The 18,703-nt window shown below is 53.6% G+C and carries 16 protein-coding genes; 2 read left to right on the forward strand and 14 right to left on the reverse strand.

From position 1 onward, the window contains the following. Positions 1-34: 34 nt before the first annotated feature. Genes rplT through thrS form a run of 4 tightly spaced genes read right to left on the reverse strand, consistent with a single transcriptional unit; the run spans position 35 to position 3,141 of the window. Positions 35-391 carry a 50S ribosomal protein L20 gene (rplT, locus tag ONV78_RS07120; protein WP_011398344.1) on the reverse strand — a complete coding sequence of 119 codons (357 nt, stop codon included), beginning with the start codon at positions 389-391 and terminating at the stop codon, positions 35-37. 21 nt (positions 392-412) lie between these two features. Continuing rightward, on the reverse strand, positions 413-604 hold the full coding sequence (rpmI, locus tag ONV78_RS07125) for a 50S ribosomal protein L35 (protein ID WP_011398345.1): 192 nt from the start codon (positions 602-604) through the stop codon (positions 413-415). A gap of 57 nt (positions 605-661) precedes the next feature. Further along, a complete protein-coding gene (gene infC / locus ONV78_RS07130; protein ID WP_083769803.1) occupies positions 662-1,198 on the reverse strand; it encodes a translation initiation factor IF-3 in 537 nt (178 codons plus the stop codon). A gap of 29 nt (positions 1,199-1,227) precedes the next feature. Continuing rightward, positions 1,228-3,141 (reverse strand): threonine--tRNA ligase, encoded by a 1,914-nt coding sequence (thrS, locus tag ONV78_RS07135; protein ID WP_279502184.1) that lies wholly within the window; start codon positions 3,139-3,141, stop codon positions 1,228-1,230. A gap of 296 nt (positions 3,142-3,437) precedes the next feature. Between thrS and ONV78_RS07140 the strand changes: the two genes are divergently transcribed. Continuing rightward, complete coding sequence (locus ONV78_RS07140) at positions 3,438-4,184, forward strand: AAA family ATPase (protein WP_279502186.1); 747 nt, start codon at positions 3,438-3,440, stop codon at positions 4,182-4,184. A gap of 35 nt (positions 4,185-4,219) precedes the next feature. On the opposite strand, the gene ONV78_RS07145 is transcribed toward ONV78_RS07140, so the two are convergent. From ONV78_RS07145 to ONV78_RS07190, 10 genes are all read right to left on the reverse strand, one after another. After that, a complete protein-coding gene (locus tag ONV78_RS07145) occupies positions 4,220-5,203 on the reverse strand; it encodes a TAXI family TRAP transporter solute-binding subunit (RefSeq protein WP_279502188.1) in 984 nt (327 codons plus the stop codon). A gap of 187 nt (positions 5,204-5,390) precedes the next feature. Next, positions 5,391-7,784: an MMPL family transporter gene (locus ONV78_RS07150; protein WP_279502190.1), complete on the reverse strand. Its 2,394-nt coding sequence runs from the start codon at positions 7,782-7,784 to the stop codon at positions 5,391-5,393. A gap of 51 nt (positions 7,785-7,835) precedes the next feature. Next, on the reverse strand, positions 7,836-8,975 hold the full coding sequence (locus tag ONV78_RS07155; protein ID WP_216737065.1) for a YCF48-related protein: 1,140 nt from the start codon (positions 8,973-8,975) through the stop codon (positions 7,836-7,838). 114 nt (positions 8,976-9,089) lie between these two features. Then, the gene (locus tag ONV78_RS07160; RefSeq protein ID WP_279502195.1) at positions 9,090-10,475 is read right to left on the reverse strand and encodes a DUF1329 domain-containing protein; all 1,386 of its coding nucleotides are present in this window, start codon (positions 10,473-10,475) and stop codon (positions 9,090-9,092) included. A 235-nt stretch (positions 10,476-10,710) separates the two neighbouring features. Next, entirely contained in the window at positions 10,711-13,371 is a 2,661-nt protein-coding gene (pepN, locus tag ONV78_RS07165) for an aminopeptidase N (protein ID WP_279502197.1), read from the reverse strand. Positions 13,372-13,415: 44 nt separating this feature from the next. Then, entirely contained in the window at positions 13,416-14,243 is an 828-nt protein-coding gene (locus tag ONV78_RS07170) for a DUF2797 domain-containing protein (RefSeq protein ID WP_279502199.1), read from the reverse strand. An 86-nt stretch (positions 14,244-14,329) separates the two neighbouring features. Next, the gene (locus ONV78_RS07175; protein ID WP_216737069.1) at positions 14,330-14,614 is read right to left on the reverse strand and encodes a DUF1315 family protein; all 285 of its coding nucleotides are present in this window, start codon (positions 14,612-14,614) and stop codon (positions 14,330-14,332) included. Between the two features lie 209 nt (positions 14,615-14,823). Beyond that, complete coding sequence (locus ONV78_RS07180; protein ID WP_279502202.1) at positions 14,824-15,720, reverse strand: rhomboid family intramembrane serine protease; 897 nt, start codon at positions 15,718-15,720, stop codon at positions 14,824-14,826. 4 nt (positions 15,721-15,724) lie between these two features. Further along, on the reverse strand, positions 15,725-16,714 hold the full coding sequence (locus ONV78_RS07185) for a metallophosphoesterase (protein WP_216737071.1): 990 nt from the start codon (positions 16,712-16,714) through the stop codon (positions 15,725-15,727). 4 nt (positions 16,715-16,718) lie between these two features. Then, positions 16,719-17,609 carry an NAD(+) kinase gene (locus ONV78_RS07190; RefSeq protein ID WP_279502203.1) on the reverse strand — a complete coding sequence of 297 codons (891 nt, stop codon included), beginning with the start codon at positions 17,607-17,609 and terminating at the stop codon, positions 16,719-16,721. 170 nt (positions 17,610-17,779) lie between these two features. On the opposite strand from ONV78_RS07190, the gene ONV78_RS07195 reads away from it, so the two are divergent. Further along, positions 17,780-18,700: a DUF1853 family protein gene (locus ONV78_RS07195; protein ID WP_279502204.1), complete on the forward strand. Its 921-nt coding sequence runs from the start codon at positions 17,780-17,782 to the stop codon at positions 18,698-18,700. The last annotated feature ends 3 nt before the right edge of the window (positions 18,701-18,703 follow it).

Genomic DNA, 18,703 nt, shown 5'->3' on the forward strand with positions numbered 1-18,703 from the left:
ATCAACAAAATCAAGGATTTGCTGAAAAGTTAGATTACGCCAGGGCCTCTTTAGCTTTCTGAACTACAGCAGCAAAAGCTGCTTTTTCGTTCATAGCCAGATCCGCCAGGACCTTACGGTCGATTTCGACATTGGCGCGCTTCAGACCAGCGATCAAACGGCTATAGGACAGACCGTTGTCACGCGCACCGGCGTTAATACGGGCAATCCACAGCGCGCGGAATTGACGCTTACGCTGACGACGGTCACGGTAAGCATATTGTCCGGCTTTGATAACCGCTTGTTTGGCTACACGGAATACACGACTACGCGCTCCGTAGTAACCCTTGGCTTGATTCAGAACTTTCTTATGGCGACGGCGAGCCGTTACACCACGTTTAACTCGAGGCATATTTCAATCCTTCCGTATTAATTACTGACAGAGCATACGCTTGATCAATGGAACATCCGAAGGGTTCACTTGCTTCTTAGGACGCAGGTGACGCTTACGCTTGGTGCTCTTCTTGGTCAAAATATGACTGGTGAAGGATTGGCGGTGTTTAAAGCCGTTAGCGGTTTTTTTGAACCGCTTCGCCGCCGAGCTTTTGCTTTTCATCTTAGGCATATGAATACTCCGCATTCATTTAGATATAAATGAGCAGCCTCTATATTGCTGAGAAGGCTACTTTTTCTTTTTCGGGGCTACCACCATCATAGCCTGACGCCCTTCCATCTTGGGCCTTTGCTCCACGACGCCGAACTCCTCCAGGTCTTTTTCGACCCTTTGCAGTAACTGCAGTCCGAGCTCTTGGTGAGCCATTTCCCGTCCGCGGAAGCGAATGGATACTTTGGCCTTGTCCCCGTGCTCTAGGAAACGTATCAGGTTGCGCAGCTTTACCTGATAATCCCCTTCTTCCGTCCCTGGTCGAAATTTCATTTCTTTTACTTGCGTCTGCTTCTGCTTCTTCTTAGCAGCAGCTTTCTGCTTCTTCTCTTCAAAAATCTTTTTCCCGTAGTCCATTATGCGGCAGACTACCGGGTCAGAATCCGCGATCTGCACTAAATCCAAGCCTTCCTGCTCTGCTTTTTCCAAGGCTTCTTTTATAGGAACTATACCGACCTGCTTCCCGTCGGATGCTATCAGCCGGACTTCGGGAGCAGTTATGTTCTCATTTATTTTTGGACGATCGGATTTGCCTTGTGGCGTATTGCGCTTAATCGTGTTTTCTCCGTGTTAATTAATCATTTTTAGCTACGGCTGCGTTTGGCTTCTTCATTTTGAAGCAATTCTTCAAACGCAGAAATGGACATCACGCCGAGGTCTTCGCCTTGGCGAGTCCGGATAGCTAAACATTGAGTTTCGACTTCTTTGTCCCCGACCACTGCCAAAAAGGGGACTCTGTTCAAAGTATGCTCGCGAATTTTATAGTTGATTTTTTCGTTTCTCAAGTCCAGACGCACCCTAAACCCTTTATCATTCAGGATTTCGCCTATTTTTTTACAATAATCCGCTTGTTTGTCAGTAATATTGAGGATTGCCACTTGAGTTGGCGCCAGCCAGGAAGGGAATGCGCCTTCGTAATGCTCGATGAGAATGCCGATAAATCTCTCAAAGGAGCCCAAAATCGCCCGATGCAACATGACAGGCGTTTTTCTGACCTGTTCATCAGATACGTATTGCGCACCTAAGCGGCCCGGCATCGAGAAATCCACCTGCACAGTGCCGCATTGCCACAGACGCCCCAGACAGTCTTTCAATGAAAACTCAACCTTCGGACCGTAAAACGCGCCCTCACCGGGCAGCTCATCCCAAGGCAAGCCTTTGGCGTCCAGCGCATCAGCCAGCGCTTTTTCCGACTTATCCCAGATTTCGTCTGAACCGACGCGCTTCTCTGGACGCGTGGACAACTTGTAGATGATCTCAGAGAAGCCGAAGTCCGCATAAACCTCGTGCAGGAAGTCGATAAACTTGCCGACTTCTTCCTGAATTTGCTCTTCAGTACAGAAAATATGTGCGTCATCCTGCGTGAAACCACGCACTCGCATCAGGCCGTGAAGCGCGCCAGAAGCTTCATTACGGTGACAGGAACCAAACTCGGCCAGTCGCAGCGGCAGATCACGATAGCTACGTAGCCCTTGATTAAACACCTGAACGTGACAGGGGCAGTTCATCGGCTTGATAGCGAAGTCGCGATCTTCAGACTGAGTGGTGAACATATCGTCGCGGAACTTCTCCCAGTGTCCGGACTTCTCCCACAGAGTGCGCTCAACCACTTGAGGCGTTTTGATTTCTTTGTAGTCGTGCTTGCGCAGTTGCTTACGCATGTATTGCTCGATTACCTGGTACAAAGTCCAGCCGTCAGAGTGCCAGAACACCATGCCTGGGGCTTCTTCCTGCATATGGAACAAGCCCAGCTTTTTACCAATTTTACGGTGATCGCGCTTTTCCGCTTCTTCGATTCTGTGCAAATAAGCCTTGAGGTCCTTTTTATTACCCCAGGCGGTGCCATAAATACGCTGCAGCATGGCGTTGCTGGAATCGCCACGCCAGTATGCGCCCGCCACTTTGGTCAGTTTGAAGGCTTTGATTTTGCCTGTGCTGGGAACGTGCGGGCCGCGACATAAATCAATGAAGTCGCCCTGAGAGTAGAAAGACAGGTTTTCTTCGGTTGGAATACTGGCGATGATTTCGACCTTATATTCTTCACCCATTTTCTTGAACAGCTCTACCGCCTCGGAACGAGACATCAACGAGCGGGTGACCGGCAAATCGGCGTCGGATAATTCCTGCATCTTTTCTTCGATCTTAACCAGATCGTCTGGAGTGAAAGGACGCTCAAACGCAAAGTCGTAATAAAAGCCGTCTTCGATAACCGGACCGATAGTTACCTGTGCACTGGGAAAAATGCTTTGCACCGCCATCGCCAGCAAGTGGGCGCTGGAGTGTCTGATCACTTCCACGCCTTCAGGGTCCCGCTCCGTTACAATCGCCAGATCGGCGTCTTTATCAATAACATGAGAGCAGTCGACCAGTGTTCCATCCACTTTACCCGCCACGGCGGCTTTGGCCAATCCGGGACCGATGTCGGCAGCGACATCCAGCACGGTTACAGGGTTGGAAAATTCTCTCTTACTGCCGTCAGGCAATGTAATTACGGGCATAAAAAACTATCCTTCACCAGTGGTGGTCCATACCAAAGACCACTTGCACACAAATTTCAGGGGCAGAGATTCTAGCAACTATGCGTCTGCGTTACCACGCCAAAAGCGCTCAGGCATGCGATTGTTTCTTGATTTTACAGTTAAAGCCTATATAACTCTGACAGAGTAACCGAATTATAAAACCCTGTCGGCGAAGCCTGACTCTCCACACTCACCGGCGCTCCAAGGAAGTATAACGTCGTCGCCGGTTAATAAAGGCTCCAGCCGACCATAACAACAAGGCGCCATCAGACTCCATGAAAACCATAGCGGTATACAATCTCAAAGGCGGGGTGGGAAAAACCGCCACCGCCGTCAACATTGCCTATCTCAGCGCCGGAAGCGGCCAGCCAACACTTTTGTGGGACTTTGACGCCCAAGCGGCGGCGAGTTGGTACTTTCAGGTTGAGAACAGCAAGCGCAAGAAGGCGAGCAAGCTGATCAAGGACAAGCTTGCGCTGGGGGAGTTGATTCAGGGAACAGGTTATGACCGACTGGATATCATCCCCTCCGATATGAGCAACCGTAATATCGACGTCAATCTCACTGGCGTCAGCGGAGGCAAACTCGACTCCTGGTTATCTATGCTGAGCGAGACTTACGGCGTATTGGTTCTAGACTGCCCTCCCACCTTATCGGAGCTGGCGTTACGCATACTCAAAGCCGCCGACGCCGTGCTAGTCACAATGATACCGACCCATCTGTCGTTCGAAACTTATCGTCATGTGTCGGAGATGATGGAGCAGAAGAAAATCGATTTGGCCAAGCTGTATCCCGTGTTGACCATGATTGATCGCCGCAAGAGCATTCACCAGGAGTTCACCGCCAGCTGTAAAAAAACGCTTGGCAAGACGCCTATCGGCTTTATCCCCTACTGTAGCGATGTGGAAAAGATGGGGGAGTTTCGCGAGCCCTTGCCGGTATTTGCGCCCAGGTCGCCGGCCACCCTCGCCTATCAGCTGCTCTGGGACAACATACGCAAAAAAGCTCTACGCCGACGCTAAGGTCGGCATTGGGGGGGGGGGAACAGACTCGACGATCAGTTACCGATCATGCCCATTTCCCGATAGTATTTTTCAGCGCCAGCATGCAGCGGCGCGGTCAGACTATCGAAGATCATCTGTTCTTTCTTTAGATTAGCCAGCGCGGGATGCAGGCGCCGAAACAGATCGAAGTTCTCAAACACCGCCTTAACCACGCTGTAGACCACCTCATCGGACACCGCCGTCGTCGTCACAAAGGTAGCGCCAACGCCGAAGGTGTTCACGTCCCGCTCATTACCCCGATACATTCCACCGGGCACCACAGCGCGGCGATAATAAGTGTTGGCGCGAATAAGCCTGTCGATTTCGTCACCTTCCACCGACACCAGCACGCTGTCGCACAGAGTTGTCGCCTCTTTCACTGCGCCGCTTGGATGGCCCACGATATATAGCATTACGTCAATCTGGCCGGAACATAGCGCTCTCGGTTGTTCGATAGCCTTGATTTCCGAAGCGGACTTGAAATCATTGAGGGACCAGCCATACGCATTCATCAGCACTTCCATGGTGCCACGCTGGCCAGATCCTTCATTACCCACATTGACCCGCTTACCCTTCAAGTCCTTAAAACTTTTCACATTGGCGTCTTTACGCGCCACGATGGTAAACGCCTCCGGGTGGATAGCGAACACGGAGCGTAGCTCCTTATGAGGTCCTGCTTCTTTGAAAATACTGCTGCCATGGTAGGCATGAAATTGCCAGTCGGACTGCACAACCGCGAAGTCCACTTCACCGGCGCGTAATGCGCGCAGGTTGTAGGGCGACCCGTCCGTACTCTCAACAAAGCAGCGAAAGCCATATTCCTTACTGGACTTGTTCACCAACCGACAAATTGCGCCGCCGGTAGGAAAATACACTCCGGTTTCATTGCCGGTAGCGATACTGATGTGAGAAGGCGTGTCTGCGGAATACGTCAATGTGGCGCATAGCGCTGCAATGCTCAGAACCAAGAAGCGCAGCATAGCGTTAATCAATGGCATTGGGAGATGAGTACCTGCTTTCAAGACTGCTTTACGTAAACCGGGTGATGTATAGGCCCGCAAGCCGCTTTACAACCTAATTTACTATTCAATTCCAGACGCTTACCAATTAATTATAGTCAAAGAAGGGCCCTTGACCGGGGCCCGTTCGTTACAGAGATATACGACGGCTATATCGTCTGACGTGTCAGACGCCCCCTTCCGCGGCTTTCGCCTTGGCGACCATCTTCTCTGGATTAAGCAGAAAACGGGCCAATGCCGGCAGCAGCCACAATGCGCCAACCATGTTCCAGAGGAACATAAAGAACAGCAGCAGCCCCATATTCGCCTGCAGTTTGATGGGTGAGAATATCCAGGTGCATACGCCAATCGCCAGCGTAATCCCCGTAAACATCACCGCCTTACCCGTGGAGCGCAACGTTTCGAAATACGCATCCTGCAAGCTTTTGCCTTCCAGGATATAGTACTCAAACTTGGTGTAGATATAGATGCCGTAATCCACGCCAATGCCCACTCCCAGTGCAATCACCGGCAAGGTTTCGACTTTGATGCCGATCCCCATCTGCGTCATCAGCGCTTCGCACAGGATTGAGGTCAAACCAAGAGGCACAACGATACACAATACGGCGCGGATAGAGCGGAACGTGACAAAGCAGAGTACGCTGACCACCGAGTAAACGAAGATCAACATCAGATCCTTGGCTTTGGAAATAACCTGATTCGTGGCCGCATCCACGCCGGCGTTGCCCGCCGCCAGCAGCAATTGGTAGTCTTCATTGGCGTTCTCGCGGGAGAAAGTCTCTATGGTGTCCACCACCCGCTGCAAGGTTTCCGCCTTGTGATCCTCCAGGAAAGCCAACAAGGGCGTCATACTGCAGTCGGAGTTCACCAGCCCGGACGGCGCACGCTGGATGGAAGAGTTGATAATCTGCTGATTACGGGACAGTTCGTACCACTTGAAGTTACCTTCATTCAGCGCTTTGGTGACGATTTTGGATACGGTCGCCAACGAGGCGGTCGACTCGACGCCAGGCGTGTTTTCCAGCACCCACTGCAGATCATCCATTCCTTTCATGACAGGATAACTGGAGCATTTTTCCTTATCCGTCTTCACCATCACCACCATGACGTCCGAGCTGGTGCTGTAGTTGTTGATGATGAAGTCATTGTCCCGGTTGTATCTGCTGTCAGGGCGTAGCTCAGCAGCACCCTTGTCCAGATCGCCGATTTTCAGACCCTGCTTGTAGTAAATCCCCAGGCCAGCGCCGACCAATGCGATCAATAGGGAGACACGCGCCACCGAGGGATGGGCGAAATAAGACATGCGCAGCCATTTACGATCGCGCTCTTCGCCCCGGTTCTTCTGATGCTTGATGCCGGACTTGGTGATGCCCACATAGGACAGAATAATCGGGTGCAGCACCAGGTTGGTGATGATGATCACCGCTACGCCAATACTGGCGGTGACGGCGAGATCCTTGATGACGTCAATCTTAATAAACAGCAGCGTCAGGAAGCCCATCGCGTCGCTCACCAACGCCAGCATCCCAGGGATATACAGCGCTCTGAACGCCAAACGCGCGGAAGTGGTGGCGTCAAACCCGCGAGCCGACTCAATGGACATTGCGTTGACGATTTGTACGCCATGGCTGATGCCGATAGCGAACACCAGAAACGGCACCAGAATAGAGTAAGGATCAATCCCATATCCCAGCAGACGCAAGATCCCGACCTGCCAGATCACCGCCACAATGGAAGCCAGAACCGGCGTCAAGGTGCCGGACCAACAGCGCGAGTACCAGTACAACAGCACGATGGTAAGCACAATGGCGACCAGGAAGAACAACACGACCGAGCGCATGCCCTCGATCAGATCCCCCAGCTTCTTCGCGAAGCCAATGGCGTAGATATGAATATTGGGGTTTTGCGCCTGAAACTTCTCCCGGATATTCGTCTCCAGATCACGAGAGAATTGTTCGTAATTCAGGGATTGCCCGGTATCCGGGTCCACCTCCAGCAGAGGCGCATAAATAATGACTGAGCGGAAATTGTCCGCGACCAACCTTCCCACTTCGCCGGAGCGCAAAATATTCTGGCGCAGCTTGTCCAGGCTTTCCTGACTGCCGTTGTACCCATCGGGAATAACTGTTCCGCCCTGAAAACCTTCCTCGGTCACTTCCACCCAGCGCACATTGGGGGTCCATACAGAACGTACGCCAGAGCGGTCCACGCCGCGCAGATAAAACACTTCATCCGTAATCTGCTTCAGAGTTTCCATGTAGGAATCAGTAAAGATATCCCCCTCCTCGACCGCCACCGCGATACGAATGGAGTTCCCGAGATTCTCCAGGTCGTCCCTGTTCTCAAGCATATTCTGGATGTAGGGGTGCTCCAGCGGAATCAGCCTCTCAAAGCTGGAGTCCGGCTTGATTTTGGCGGCGCTGAAAGCCATGAAAACGGTAATCGCCAGGAAAGCGATAAGAATGATCAGGCGATTGTTAAACACCAGCCGTTCCAGCCACGGCTCCGCCTTCGGCGTTAAAATGAAGTGATCGCCTTGATCGTGTAACTTGTTCGACATTCAAGTTTCCCCTGTCTGATTATTCTACTGTGGGTTGCTATCGAACTATGGCTAGTTCAGCTTGCTTATGCTTTTGAGGACGTTCACGCCGCCCTCGCCGACTAGCAACAATTGGTCGGGAGACAGGAATGTCGCCGCCAACAAGCCCAGGCGGTTCGCCTGCGGATGCACCTTGAAGTCTTCGCCGAAGTTCTGGCTTAACAGCATAACGCCAGAGTTACCGACGACCGCTATGCGGCCACCCTCGCCTACCGCAGCGCTCATCAGCGACTCCTCCACATCGACCCCCACGCGATCCCACGTGGAGCCCGAATCCTGGGAATAGAACAGATGCCCACGCAGACCAAATACAAACACTTCATTAACGTTGCCATTACCGCTCACGCCGAACAGTGAGCCGTCATAAGGCGACTCAAGGGTTTCCCAGGTTTCGCCAAAATCCGTCGAGCGGAAGACGTAGCCCGCCTCGCCGACAATAAACATGGCGCCGCCGGTGATCTGCGCAATCGCATTCAAGTGAAAGCGTTCGGTGTTTTCCAGCCTGGGCGCCCAGTTGGTCCAACTGGCGCCACCATCTTCCGTATGAAAGAAAAATCCATAGGCGCCGACGACAAAACCTTCCTGCGCATTTTTAAACCAAACGTCAAGCAGAGGCTTGCCTGGGCCGACTTCCGCGTCCGCCATGGCGTCTTCAAGAGCGAAGCTGGCGTCTTCCAACTGATACTCCAGATCTGACGCCTCCTCTTCTGGAGCCGTTTCCAGTTGTTCCTTCAAATTCGCCACGCGCTTCTGCGCCTGCGCGATAACCATCTCGTTCGCGGCCACACCGTCAAACTGCTTGCTCCAATTGACGCCGCCATCCTCGGTATGCAGCACCACTGCGCCGTGGCCCACCGCCCAGCCTTGCTTGGCGTCCACAAAATACAGGGAGGTCAACAAGGTCGACACAGGTGAATTGGCCTGCGTCCAGCTGCCGCCCTGATCATCGGAATAAATGATATGACCCCGCTGCCCAACCGCCACCAGGCGCTCGCCGGCCTTCACCACATCCACCAGCAACGTGGAGGACGCCAATTCAGTTTTCATTGCCGGAGTGCTGAGCACATCGCCCGCCAGCGACCAAGGAGAGTTCAGCGACGCACATAACGCGCACGCGAACGTCATTTTCCGCAGAACCGTCGTTAACTTCATTTATTCCTGCCTTTTTCTGAGCCTATCACTGTCTACGCCCACTTCTTCCTTTTGCACATTGCGCCTCACGGCGCCCCTTAAAAATTAGCCGCTATCGCGCCAACTGCAAGCGCTCTAGCGTATGCCGCGCCGCCGCAGCGACTGCGGACTGAAGTAACGGCGATCCGGCACTTCATTGGTGAACACCCGCGTGGAACGCTCTTCGCTGTCCAAGCCCTGAACGTGATACCGGCGCGCCTGCAAATCGTAAAACACGTCCAACGCCGTCCATGTGGAGGGCAGCTCGTAGAAGTTTTTCAGGAACGCCATACTGACGCGCCACAGCTCGCCACGGCCGTCGTATTGATCCACCAAGGCGATATTCCAGCTGTCCTCATCGATATAAAATACGCGCCGGGAATAGATATGCCGTTCGCCCGCCTTGAGTTTGGCCTCAATGACATGCACCCGATGCTTTTCAAAACGGGTGTAGTCAGGATTGATATGGGATACGCCCAGCACGTCCGCATACTTCAGACCGGCCTGGGATATTTGATAACTGTTGTAAGGAATATACATTTCCTTCAGCCCCAGGTAGTTCCAGTCATAGCGATCCGGGGCGCCGTTATACATATCCGTGTCATCCGCCGTGCGCAGATTGTCCGAGGCGGCGATTGGCGAGTCATAGGCCAGATTCGGCGCTCTTCTGACACGTCGTTGCCCGGCGTTATAGCCCCATGCCTGGCGGGGTTCCTTCACCTGATCCAGGGTTTCATGCACCAGCACCGCCCCGCCAGCGAGACGCGCAGGAGAAATGGTGAACGACAGATAGTAGAACAGGATATTCTTCAGATACTTTTCGCTGCCTTCCGGGTTATAAAAGTTCCAGAACACTTCCTGCTGAGAGTTAACCAGACTGAACTCACCGTTGCGCTGCACCGCCGTTTCCGATGCGCGACGGGTGACGAATACGCCGCGCCAGCGCGTAAGATGGTTCCAGATCGCCTGCAACGCCTTGCGCTCGTTCGAACCATGCAACACGGGGAATGGAATGCCGCCATAGGCGCCGGTAACGCCATTTCCATCTTTGGTCAGATCGGCTTTGACCGCGTTTTCATAGGTGTTCTGATTCACCCAGTCCGGCGCGGAATGCGAGCGTCGGGTAACGTACACCGGGATCTTGAATGTGGTGGGATAAGTCTTAAACAGCGCCTTTAACCCTTCACTCAGATACTTTTCGTATTTGGTGAAGTTCTGGGCTGTAATTACTTCTTTAGGTTTATCTTCTTTAAAGGGGTCCGGATGGTGCTGCCCCTCCCGCTGATATTCTTTCGGAGGCTGAGTAATCCCCCCTTCCCAACGGGGAATGTCAGCGCCATTGCCTTCACGAATTGCGCCGAAAGGAGTGAGTTCTCCCGTTAGTTTTTTGGCTTCAGCGGGACTGACGGCCGCCCCTGCGCAGGCGGCGTATAAGGAAAACAGCAATAAGCTTCCAAGCAGTACTTTTTTATTCTGCATCATAGATACTCTTATTCCTAATCGAAGACAGCTGGATTATTGAACGACTCTTTCGGCGGACGCGGCGCTCAGCTGAGTGATTGAGCGCCGGACTTAGAGGTCATCTCCTGCTTTATTCTTATTTTTGCTCTGCTTCAACAGGGCTTTATTGTATGTAAAAGCTTAGTTCAGCAAGTAATTTTGTCTATTCCTCCGGGACTTAACGGACTTTTATCGACATTTTCTCTACAAGTTACGCCTATTTCAGGCTCTTTGACACCACTTCGTACGCATCTCTGGACAGGCCGGGATGCGCCATGATTTCCTGCAGCTCTTTCTGCATAAGCGCAGAGCGCTGTGGCTCCAATTTACGCCAGCGAGTCAGAGGCGTCAGCAGACGGGAAGCGATCTGCGGATTCAGACCATCCATTTTTATGATCCATTCGCGCAGGAAGCGATAGCCGGAGCCGTCTGCAGCATGGAAGTGGCGCCAGTTCTGCCCGCCAAAGGTTCCAATCACGGAACGAACCTTGTTGGGATTGCGCTCAGAGAACAACTCATGGGCCGTCAAAGCCTGAATGCTCTCCAGTGCGCCATGATGCTCGCTGGCCGCCTGCACGCTGAACCACTGCTCCATGACCAACTGATCTTTCTTCCACTTACACAGGAAGTCGGCCAACGCGGATTGCCCCGCCTCAATATCCGGCCCGTTAACCAGAGCAGCCAGAGCGCCGAATTCGTCTGTCATAGTCTGCGCCTGCTGCATCTGCAGCTTCGCCAAGGAGACGGATTCTTGCGCGCCGCCCTGAGCGAGCAGCATCAAGCAAGCGTTCTTATAAGCACGCAGGCCCATGGAAACGCTGTCCAATGCATTGCCCGATTGAGCGTGAAGCTGACGATATTTGCTCAACAACAGCTCCGACAAAGACGCGCCGATTCGCTCATGCACCCGCTGACGGGCGTTGAGGATGGCGTCGACATGGACCACTTCGGCCTGTTCCGCCAGCAGCGACACGCCGGGCGTCTGCACCATTTTCGCCAGCATGGCGTGGTCGCCTTTGTCATCCAGCAATACCTGGCGCATGGCGTCGATGTAGCGTTCGTCGATTTCCGCCTGTTCGCCTTGCAGCTCAGCATTTATCAACTCATTGAAGACGGAAACAGCCAGTTTCTGTCCCGCGTCCCAACGGTTGAAGCCATCGCTGTCAAAAGACATGAGGAAAGTAAGCTGATTTCTGTCATAGGGATAATTCAGTCGCACTGGCGCAGAGAAACCACGCAACAGCGAAGGCGTCGGTTTTTCCGTTACGCCGGTGAAAACAAAGCTTTGTTCGGACTCTCTAACCTGCAGGACTCGGGTGAGATCGCCATCCGCGCCGGAGGCTTCGCCCTGACCTGCTTTCAGCGTCAAGGACATGTCTTTGCCCGAACTGTCCAACAGACCAACCGCCAACGGAATCTGGAACGGCTGCTTTTCCTGTTGCCCTGGCGTAGGAGGACAGCTTTGTTTGACGTCGAGACGGTACTCTTTCGTCTCCGCATCATAATGATCCGTCACTGCCACCACAGGCGTTCCCGACTGACTGTACCAACGCTTGAACTGAGCAAAGTCTTGCCCGCTGACTTCTTCCATACAGGCGACAAAATCATCGGTAGTCACTGCCTGCCCATCAAAGCGGGAGAAATAAAGATCAGAGCCTTCGCGGAACTTCTCCGCTCCCAACAGCGTGTGCAGCATGCGCACCACTTCACTGCCCTTCTCATATACGGTCAGGGTGTAGAAGTTAGAGATTTCCATATAGGAATCCGGGCGCACCGGATGCGACATAGGACCCGCATCCTCGGCGAACTGCATAGTACGCAGCAAGGCGACGTCTTCGATGCGCTTCACAGCGCGCGAATGCATGTCCGCAGAAAATTCCGCATCGCGGAAAACAGTAAAACCTTCTTTCAGGCTCAACTGAAACCAGTCGCGACAGGTCACCCGGTTGCCGGACCAGTTGTGGAAGTATTCGTGAGCGACAATCGCTTCTATACGCTGAAACGCGCTGTCTGTGGACGTTTCCGGGTTCGCCAGCACGCAGGAGGAGTTGAAGATATTCAGCCCTTTGTTTTCCATCGCGCCCATGTTGAAATCGCTGACGGCGACGATATTGAAGATATCCAGGTCATATTCACGACCATATACTTCTTCGTCCCAGGTCATGGAGCGCTTGAGAGAGTCCATGGCGTGGCTGCACTTATTCAGGTCCTGCGGTTCGACATAAATACGCAGTTGCACTTCGCGCCCGCTCATGGTCGTGAAGCTGTCCTCCACCCAGCGCAGATCGCCAGCGACCAGAGCAAACAGATAACAAGGCTTCTTGAAAGGATCTTCCCACTTCACCCAATGACGATCGCCGCTCTCACCAGAAGCGACAGGATTACCGTTGGACAGCAGTACAGGATAGCGCCCCTTCTCCGCTTCAATCGTAGTGGTGAAGGAGGACATGACGTCCGGGCGGTCCAGATAATAGGTAATGCGACGGAAACCTTCCGCCTCGCACTGAGTACAGAACATCGAACTGGAGCGATACAGCCCTTCCAGACAGGTATTCTCCTGCGGCTTGATCCAGGTGACCACTGTCAGCACGAACTGCTTAGGCAAACGCTCCAGTCTCAGCGTCTCGTCGTCCAGCTGATACTCATCCGGGTTCAGCGTGCGCCCGTCCAGCAGCAAACGCTCCAATTGCAGCTCAACGCCATCAAGCTCCAGAACGTCCCGAAACGCATCAGCGTCAGGGTTGCGTCTGATGTGCAGCTGAGAAGTGACTCGGGCCCCATCTTCATAAAGCTGGAAGTTCAGGTCCGTGGCGTCGATCAAAAAGTCCGGTTTACGATAATCTTTCAGATAAATAGTGCGAGGTTGACTTTCTTTCATAGTAATTATGCTCAAGTTTTCCGTAGGCGAGCTTCCATATACGCTCAAGCGGCGACTGAAACTTCGTATGACGTAAATTTGCGAATGTTGATGCAGCCGGTATCCAGGATCAGATACTGCCCTTTGATACCGAGTAATGTACCACTAATTTCCGGCTCTTTTTCCGGATTCAGGCTAACCACCTTCTGCGGATACTGCATCACTGGAAAGGCGATGTCGACCACCTCCGCAGACGTCAAAATTTCCATGTTATCCGCGCCCTCGGCGCAGCGTAGACCTTCCAGCGACCCTTCCAGCTCGGCCAGCAAACGGTCTCTTTCCGCGACCAGGTCCAGCGGCTCAGGATCGCCCTTAAGCATCGCGCGCCAATTGGTTCTATCCGTCACCGATTGCCGGAAGATCGCTTCCACTAACCCGGACATCCGGCGTGTGGTGACCTCCATGATGGGCAGAGCCTGAGTTGCGCCCTGATCAATCCAGCGGGTAGGCGTCTGGGTTTTACGGGTAATGCCGACCTTAACTCCCGATGAGTTGGCCAGATACACCACATGCGGAACCATGCAATGGGTTCCCCCCCACTCAGGCTCCCGGCAGGTGCCGGCGAAAAAGTGGCATTTTTCCGGGCTCATAATGCAGCTGTCGCAACGCGCCAGTTTTTTGAAGCAGGGGAAGCAGAACCCCTGACTGAAGCTCTTTTTAGTCGAGCGGCCGCAATGATTGCAGACAATCTTACCGCTGAATTTAATCTGAAGTGATTTGCCGAGCAGAGGATTCAACTCCACCCGTTCATCGCCAACCACCAGGCTGTAGTTGACGGGGTTATCGAGCTGGCTGAACATTTTCTCCAGACAGCCTTGAGCTACTTCCCTCAAGTGAGTCCCCTTGGTTCTGAATTCATCTCTCAATTATTGTTATTGTCGAAACGCGCGCTCCCGTCGCAACGAAAGCGAAGCTTCGATCAATGCTTGGAAACGCCGCTGTCGGGCGTCCATACGCCGGAAGAAGATTCAGCCGCGGCCGCCTTCAACGCGCAAGGCGTCGGCCGATCTCTTTCTATATACCCCACCCGCTGCTCTTCAGGCACATTGTGGGAAATTTCGTAGGTGATGAGCGCCTCCATGCAGAGCTCTTTCTGTTCCATTGATAATTTTTTGCCGTCCGGCCACTTTCCCAACTCCAAGGCTGTCTTCATGGCCTCATAGATCTCCGGAGTCAGGTTTTTTACTGCATTTTCAAAGGACATAAGGGGTCTCCAGCACAATGTTGCGGACTATAACATAAGGGCGATCCGACATTTCAATAAAATTCTGGTGAAAAAGTGTTGACTTACAAATGATAATCATTATCATTTGCATTGTGTGTTTGATCCCACACAGCTCTCATCAGAGTATTCACAGCTACTTGGGGGATGCGCATCAACGGAGGCTGGATAAATCAGCTCTGCAACTTGGTTTAACCGTTATGCTCCGTTGATGCCTTCCCCATCTTTTTCCCACTTGTTTTTAGCCACAACGCCATTGACGTCAAGCCAAACCAAAAGCCGACGAAGTGCGCGGTATTGGCGAACGACACGCCAAATTGATCAGAGACGCCCAACATCCCCGCCAACATCCACACAATACTGAAAATCACCATCGCGGAAGGCGCCCACATCCGCATACTCGGCGCTAACGCCCAACCCGCCGCATGTGCGCCAACCAAAGCGTAAGCGACCCCTGAGAAGCCGCCGAACGCCGGCCCCGCCACCAGATATTGAGCGAGATTACTGAAGATCGCCGCCCCCAGAATGAACGAAACGAATCCACCCCGGCTGAACAAGACTTCCAGAGAGCGCCCAAAGATCCACAACGCAAGAGAGTTAAACAGCCAGTGCGCCAGCCCCAGGTGCAACCATGCGGGAGACAGCAGACGCCACCACTCCCCTTGCTGTAGCGTAAACAGCAAGGACTGCACACGGGAGGGCAAATCCCCGTAAGGCAACTGGAAACGATCGATAATGAAGAAGTAACGACTGCTCTGAAAGTCGCCGAAGCCGGTGTACAAAGCCGCCGCCAGCAACGTCAGCAGTAACCATGCGATACAGGGGAAAGGCTTGAACTGCATTGTCAGACTGTTGCCGCTGGACTGCGGTTGCTCGCTTACAGCCTCATCCAGTCGCTCGCGAACGCCAGGATCTTCTTTGAAGCGCTGATAACAGTCCAGCACGACAGGTTTGGCGGCCGGATCTTTCACCCATATTTCCTGCCGCCCTTCATTCTCGGTGACCCATATCGCAACGCCTCTGCTGCGCAGATAGCGATACAGCGACTCAATGTCTTCTTCGATAGGGATATCGCAAACTTTTTCCATGTGCTCAGCGCCCGGCGGCGCCCCCCGCTTCACGCATGACATCGACCCAGACAAAGTTGTCCGCCGTCAGTTTGCGGGCTCCCGCTTCGAGCCGGTAGGCCACCAGCTTGCCGTACTTCACTGCGCTGTAATCCAGGCAGGCGATATTCGGACGAATAGGACGCGGCGCGCCTTGCAGCCAGTAATGTCCGACAAACAAGGGCGGCTCATCCAGACCATAAAACAACAGCATGCGCCGCTCTCGCTCCGACAAGCGTCTTTCCGCCACTTCGTCAGGCAGAGCGTCCGGCTGAAACACGACGTCGCCGTAGGTTTCAGGCTCCGCCTTCCAGAACTTGGTGCGGAATGCGGTGCGCACAAAGCCATCGCTGCTGCGAATAGACATGCCATCAGGGAGTTTCATATCCGTGCCGCGTAACAGCCGGTCCATCACATGACCGGCAAAACTGTCGCGCACGGTGGAAGCGTGCAGAAAATCTTCCGTAATAAGACCATCGGGGTGATGCTCCAGAAACTGTGAAATCAGATCATGATCCCAGCATGCATGCACAACCCGGAAACTCTGATCGTCAATCACCAGTGGCAGCGTCATGAACCATTCAAGAAATTCATTCCATTCATGCCCGTAATTAGCGAACTGATCCAGCGTTTCCCGAATCAATCGCTCATGACGGGGCGTATGTTCGCGCAAATAGGTGTGGGCGCTGCCTGGACGCGCCCGGGTGCAATAGCCCAGGGCGTTGTACTCATGATTGCCCATGACAATACGCGCACTGCCGTGCTCCACCATATCCCGCACGACATGCAACGCTTCGCGAATACGGGGACCGCGGTCGACGATATCGCCAACGTAAATGGCCTGACGATGCTTATGGCTGTATACGCCGTTGATCTTCCGGTAGTCGAGCTTCTCCAGCAATGCTTCCAGGGTTCTGGCGCATCCGTGGACATCGCCGATGAAGTCAAAGCCTCGGTACTTCTGGCTCTCGGACATTAGACTACTGCCCTCCCTGATCTCTACTGCTTGACCAGCCCAGTTTATCCCGGCAGATCTGATAGAAATTATGATTCATGGGATGAATCAAACGCAGCTTCTGCGGCTTCTTGCAGATCGTGACCGTATCGCCCGGCGCACAGGTGACGTGCGTCTGCCCATCGCAACTGACATGAGGATAGGTTTCGTTGTAATCGCCGATAATGATCTTAATTTCGCTGTTGCCGTCCACCACAATCGGACGGCTGCTCAGGGTATGGGGAAACATGGGCACCAGCACGATAGCGTCCAGACGCGGATGCATAATCGGGCCGCCGGCGGACAACGCATAGGCGGTGGAGCCGGTAGGCGTGGACACGATCAATCCGTCGGAACGCTGGCTATTGACGAACTGCCCTTCAATATAAAGATCAAACCCAATCATACGGGTGGATTTGCCAGGGTGCAGGACAATGTCATTCAGACCGCATCCATAGCCCACGGGCTCGCCATTGCGCTTGACGTAGGCGTCCAACAGGAAGCGGGACTCCTCGACATATTTGCCGGACAACACTTCCGCCAGCTGAGGCTCCATTTCCGTCGGCGTAATATCAGTGAGGAAGCCTAATCTGCCGCGATTGACGCCAAGCACCGGCACATTGCACCCGGCCAGCGCACGCGCCGCGCCCAGCAAACTGCCATCGCCGCCGACCACAATCACCAGGTCGCAGATTTCTCCCAGCATTTTCTTGCTGGACACCTGCACGTTATGCCCTGGCAACACCGCTGCGGTAGCTTCTTCCAGGACCACCGCGTAACCTTCGCCGACCAGATAGTTTTTGAGCCGCTTCAGCGTCTCCACCACCTGCACGCTGCCCATCCGGCCCAGCAAACCGATATTACGAAACTGTTCCATACATGCCCTTAATCAAGCGTTTTTGTTATGTTACCCAAACTGCCCCGGCTTGTATGCGCCCAACGGGCGGTTTTTGTCTTTTTCCTCGCCCTCGCACCCCGCTGCAGCCCAGTCAGTGACTGCGCTCGACGACCAAAGCGCCGGTCGGGGCACTAACGGAAGTTTAATTTGTGAAGCGAACGCCACAACAACTGATCAGAGATTTACAGTGGACCTGTAACAGCCCGGAGCTGGCCGCCAGTGCCGACATGGCGCCAACACAGTTCGATCGTCAGGCGCCCATAGCGCTGAGCGACACAGACCGGACGCTGGCCATGGACCTGCTAAATATGGAGAAAGACTTAAAAAGCCGTTTTCTGGGCCCTTACTTTGAATCACTTTGGCGCTTCGGCGTCGACCGGCTTAGCGCCTGGCGCGTGATTGCCCATGGCTTGCAAGTGAAAGACCGTAAAAAGACTTACGGCGAGTTTGACTTTATCCTGCAGGACCCCGAAGGCAATTATGTCCATCAGGAAGTCGCCATCAAATACTATCTCGGCTTATCCACGCCATCAGCGAAAGGCGGGGACGCCCACTGGTTTGGCCCCAACTACCTGGACCGGCTGGATCTTAAGTTAAACAAGCTGCTCAACAGCCAGATTTTACTCCCGGAAACGCCCGAAGCCCGACAAGCGCTGGCGAGCCTGGGCATTAACGAAGTCGGCCGTCAAATCGTTATGAAAGGCTACCTGTTCTATCCTCTGATTGACCCTGACAGCGTCGCACCCTCCTCACTCGCCGCAACCGGCCACTTACGCGGCAAATGGCTGCCCGTCAGCGCCCTGCCCCAATTGGAGGGAACCGCCACAAACTGGATACTCACCCCTAAATCACACTGGCTATCGCCCCTTTTAATACATCCCGGCGATCAGGCCACAGTCATGAGCTGGGAAAAGTTGTACGGGGAATTGAACTCTACGGAAAGGAGCGGCCGACCACAGATGTTGATCGCATTGGCGGAGTCGCCGGCGGGCGAATGGCTGGAAACGGCCCGCTATTTCGTCGTTAGCGACGACTGGGCGGAATCAGCAAGGGAGACATTGAACAACTAGTCC

The sequence above is a fragment of the Hahella sp. CR1 genome, assembly GCF_029813005.1.
In the GTDB taxonomy this organism is placed as follows: Bacteria; Pseudomonadota; Gammaproteobacteria; order Pseudomonadales; family Oleiphilaceae; genus Hahella.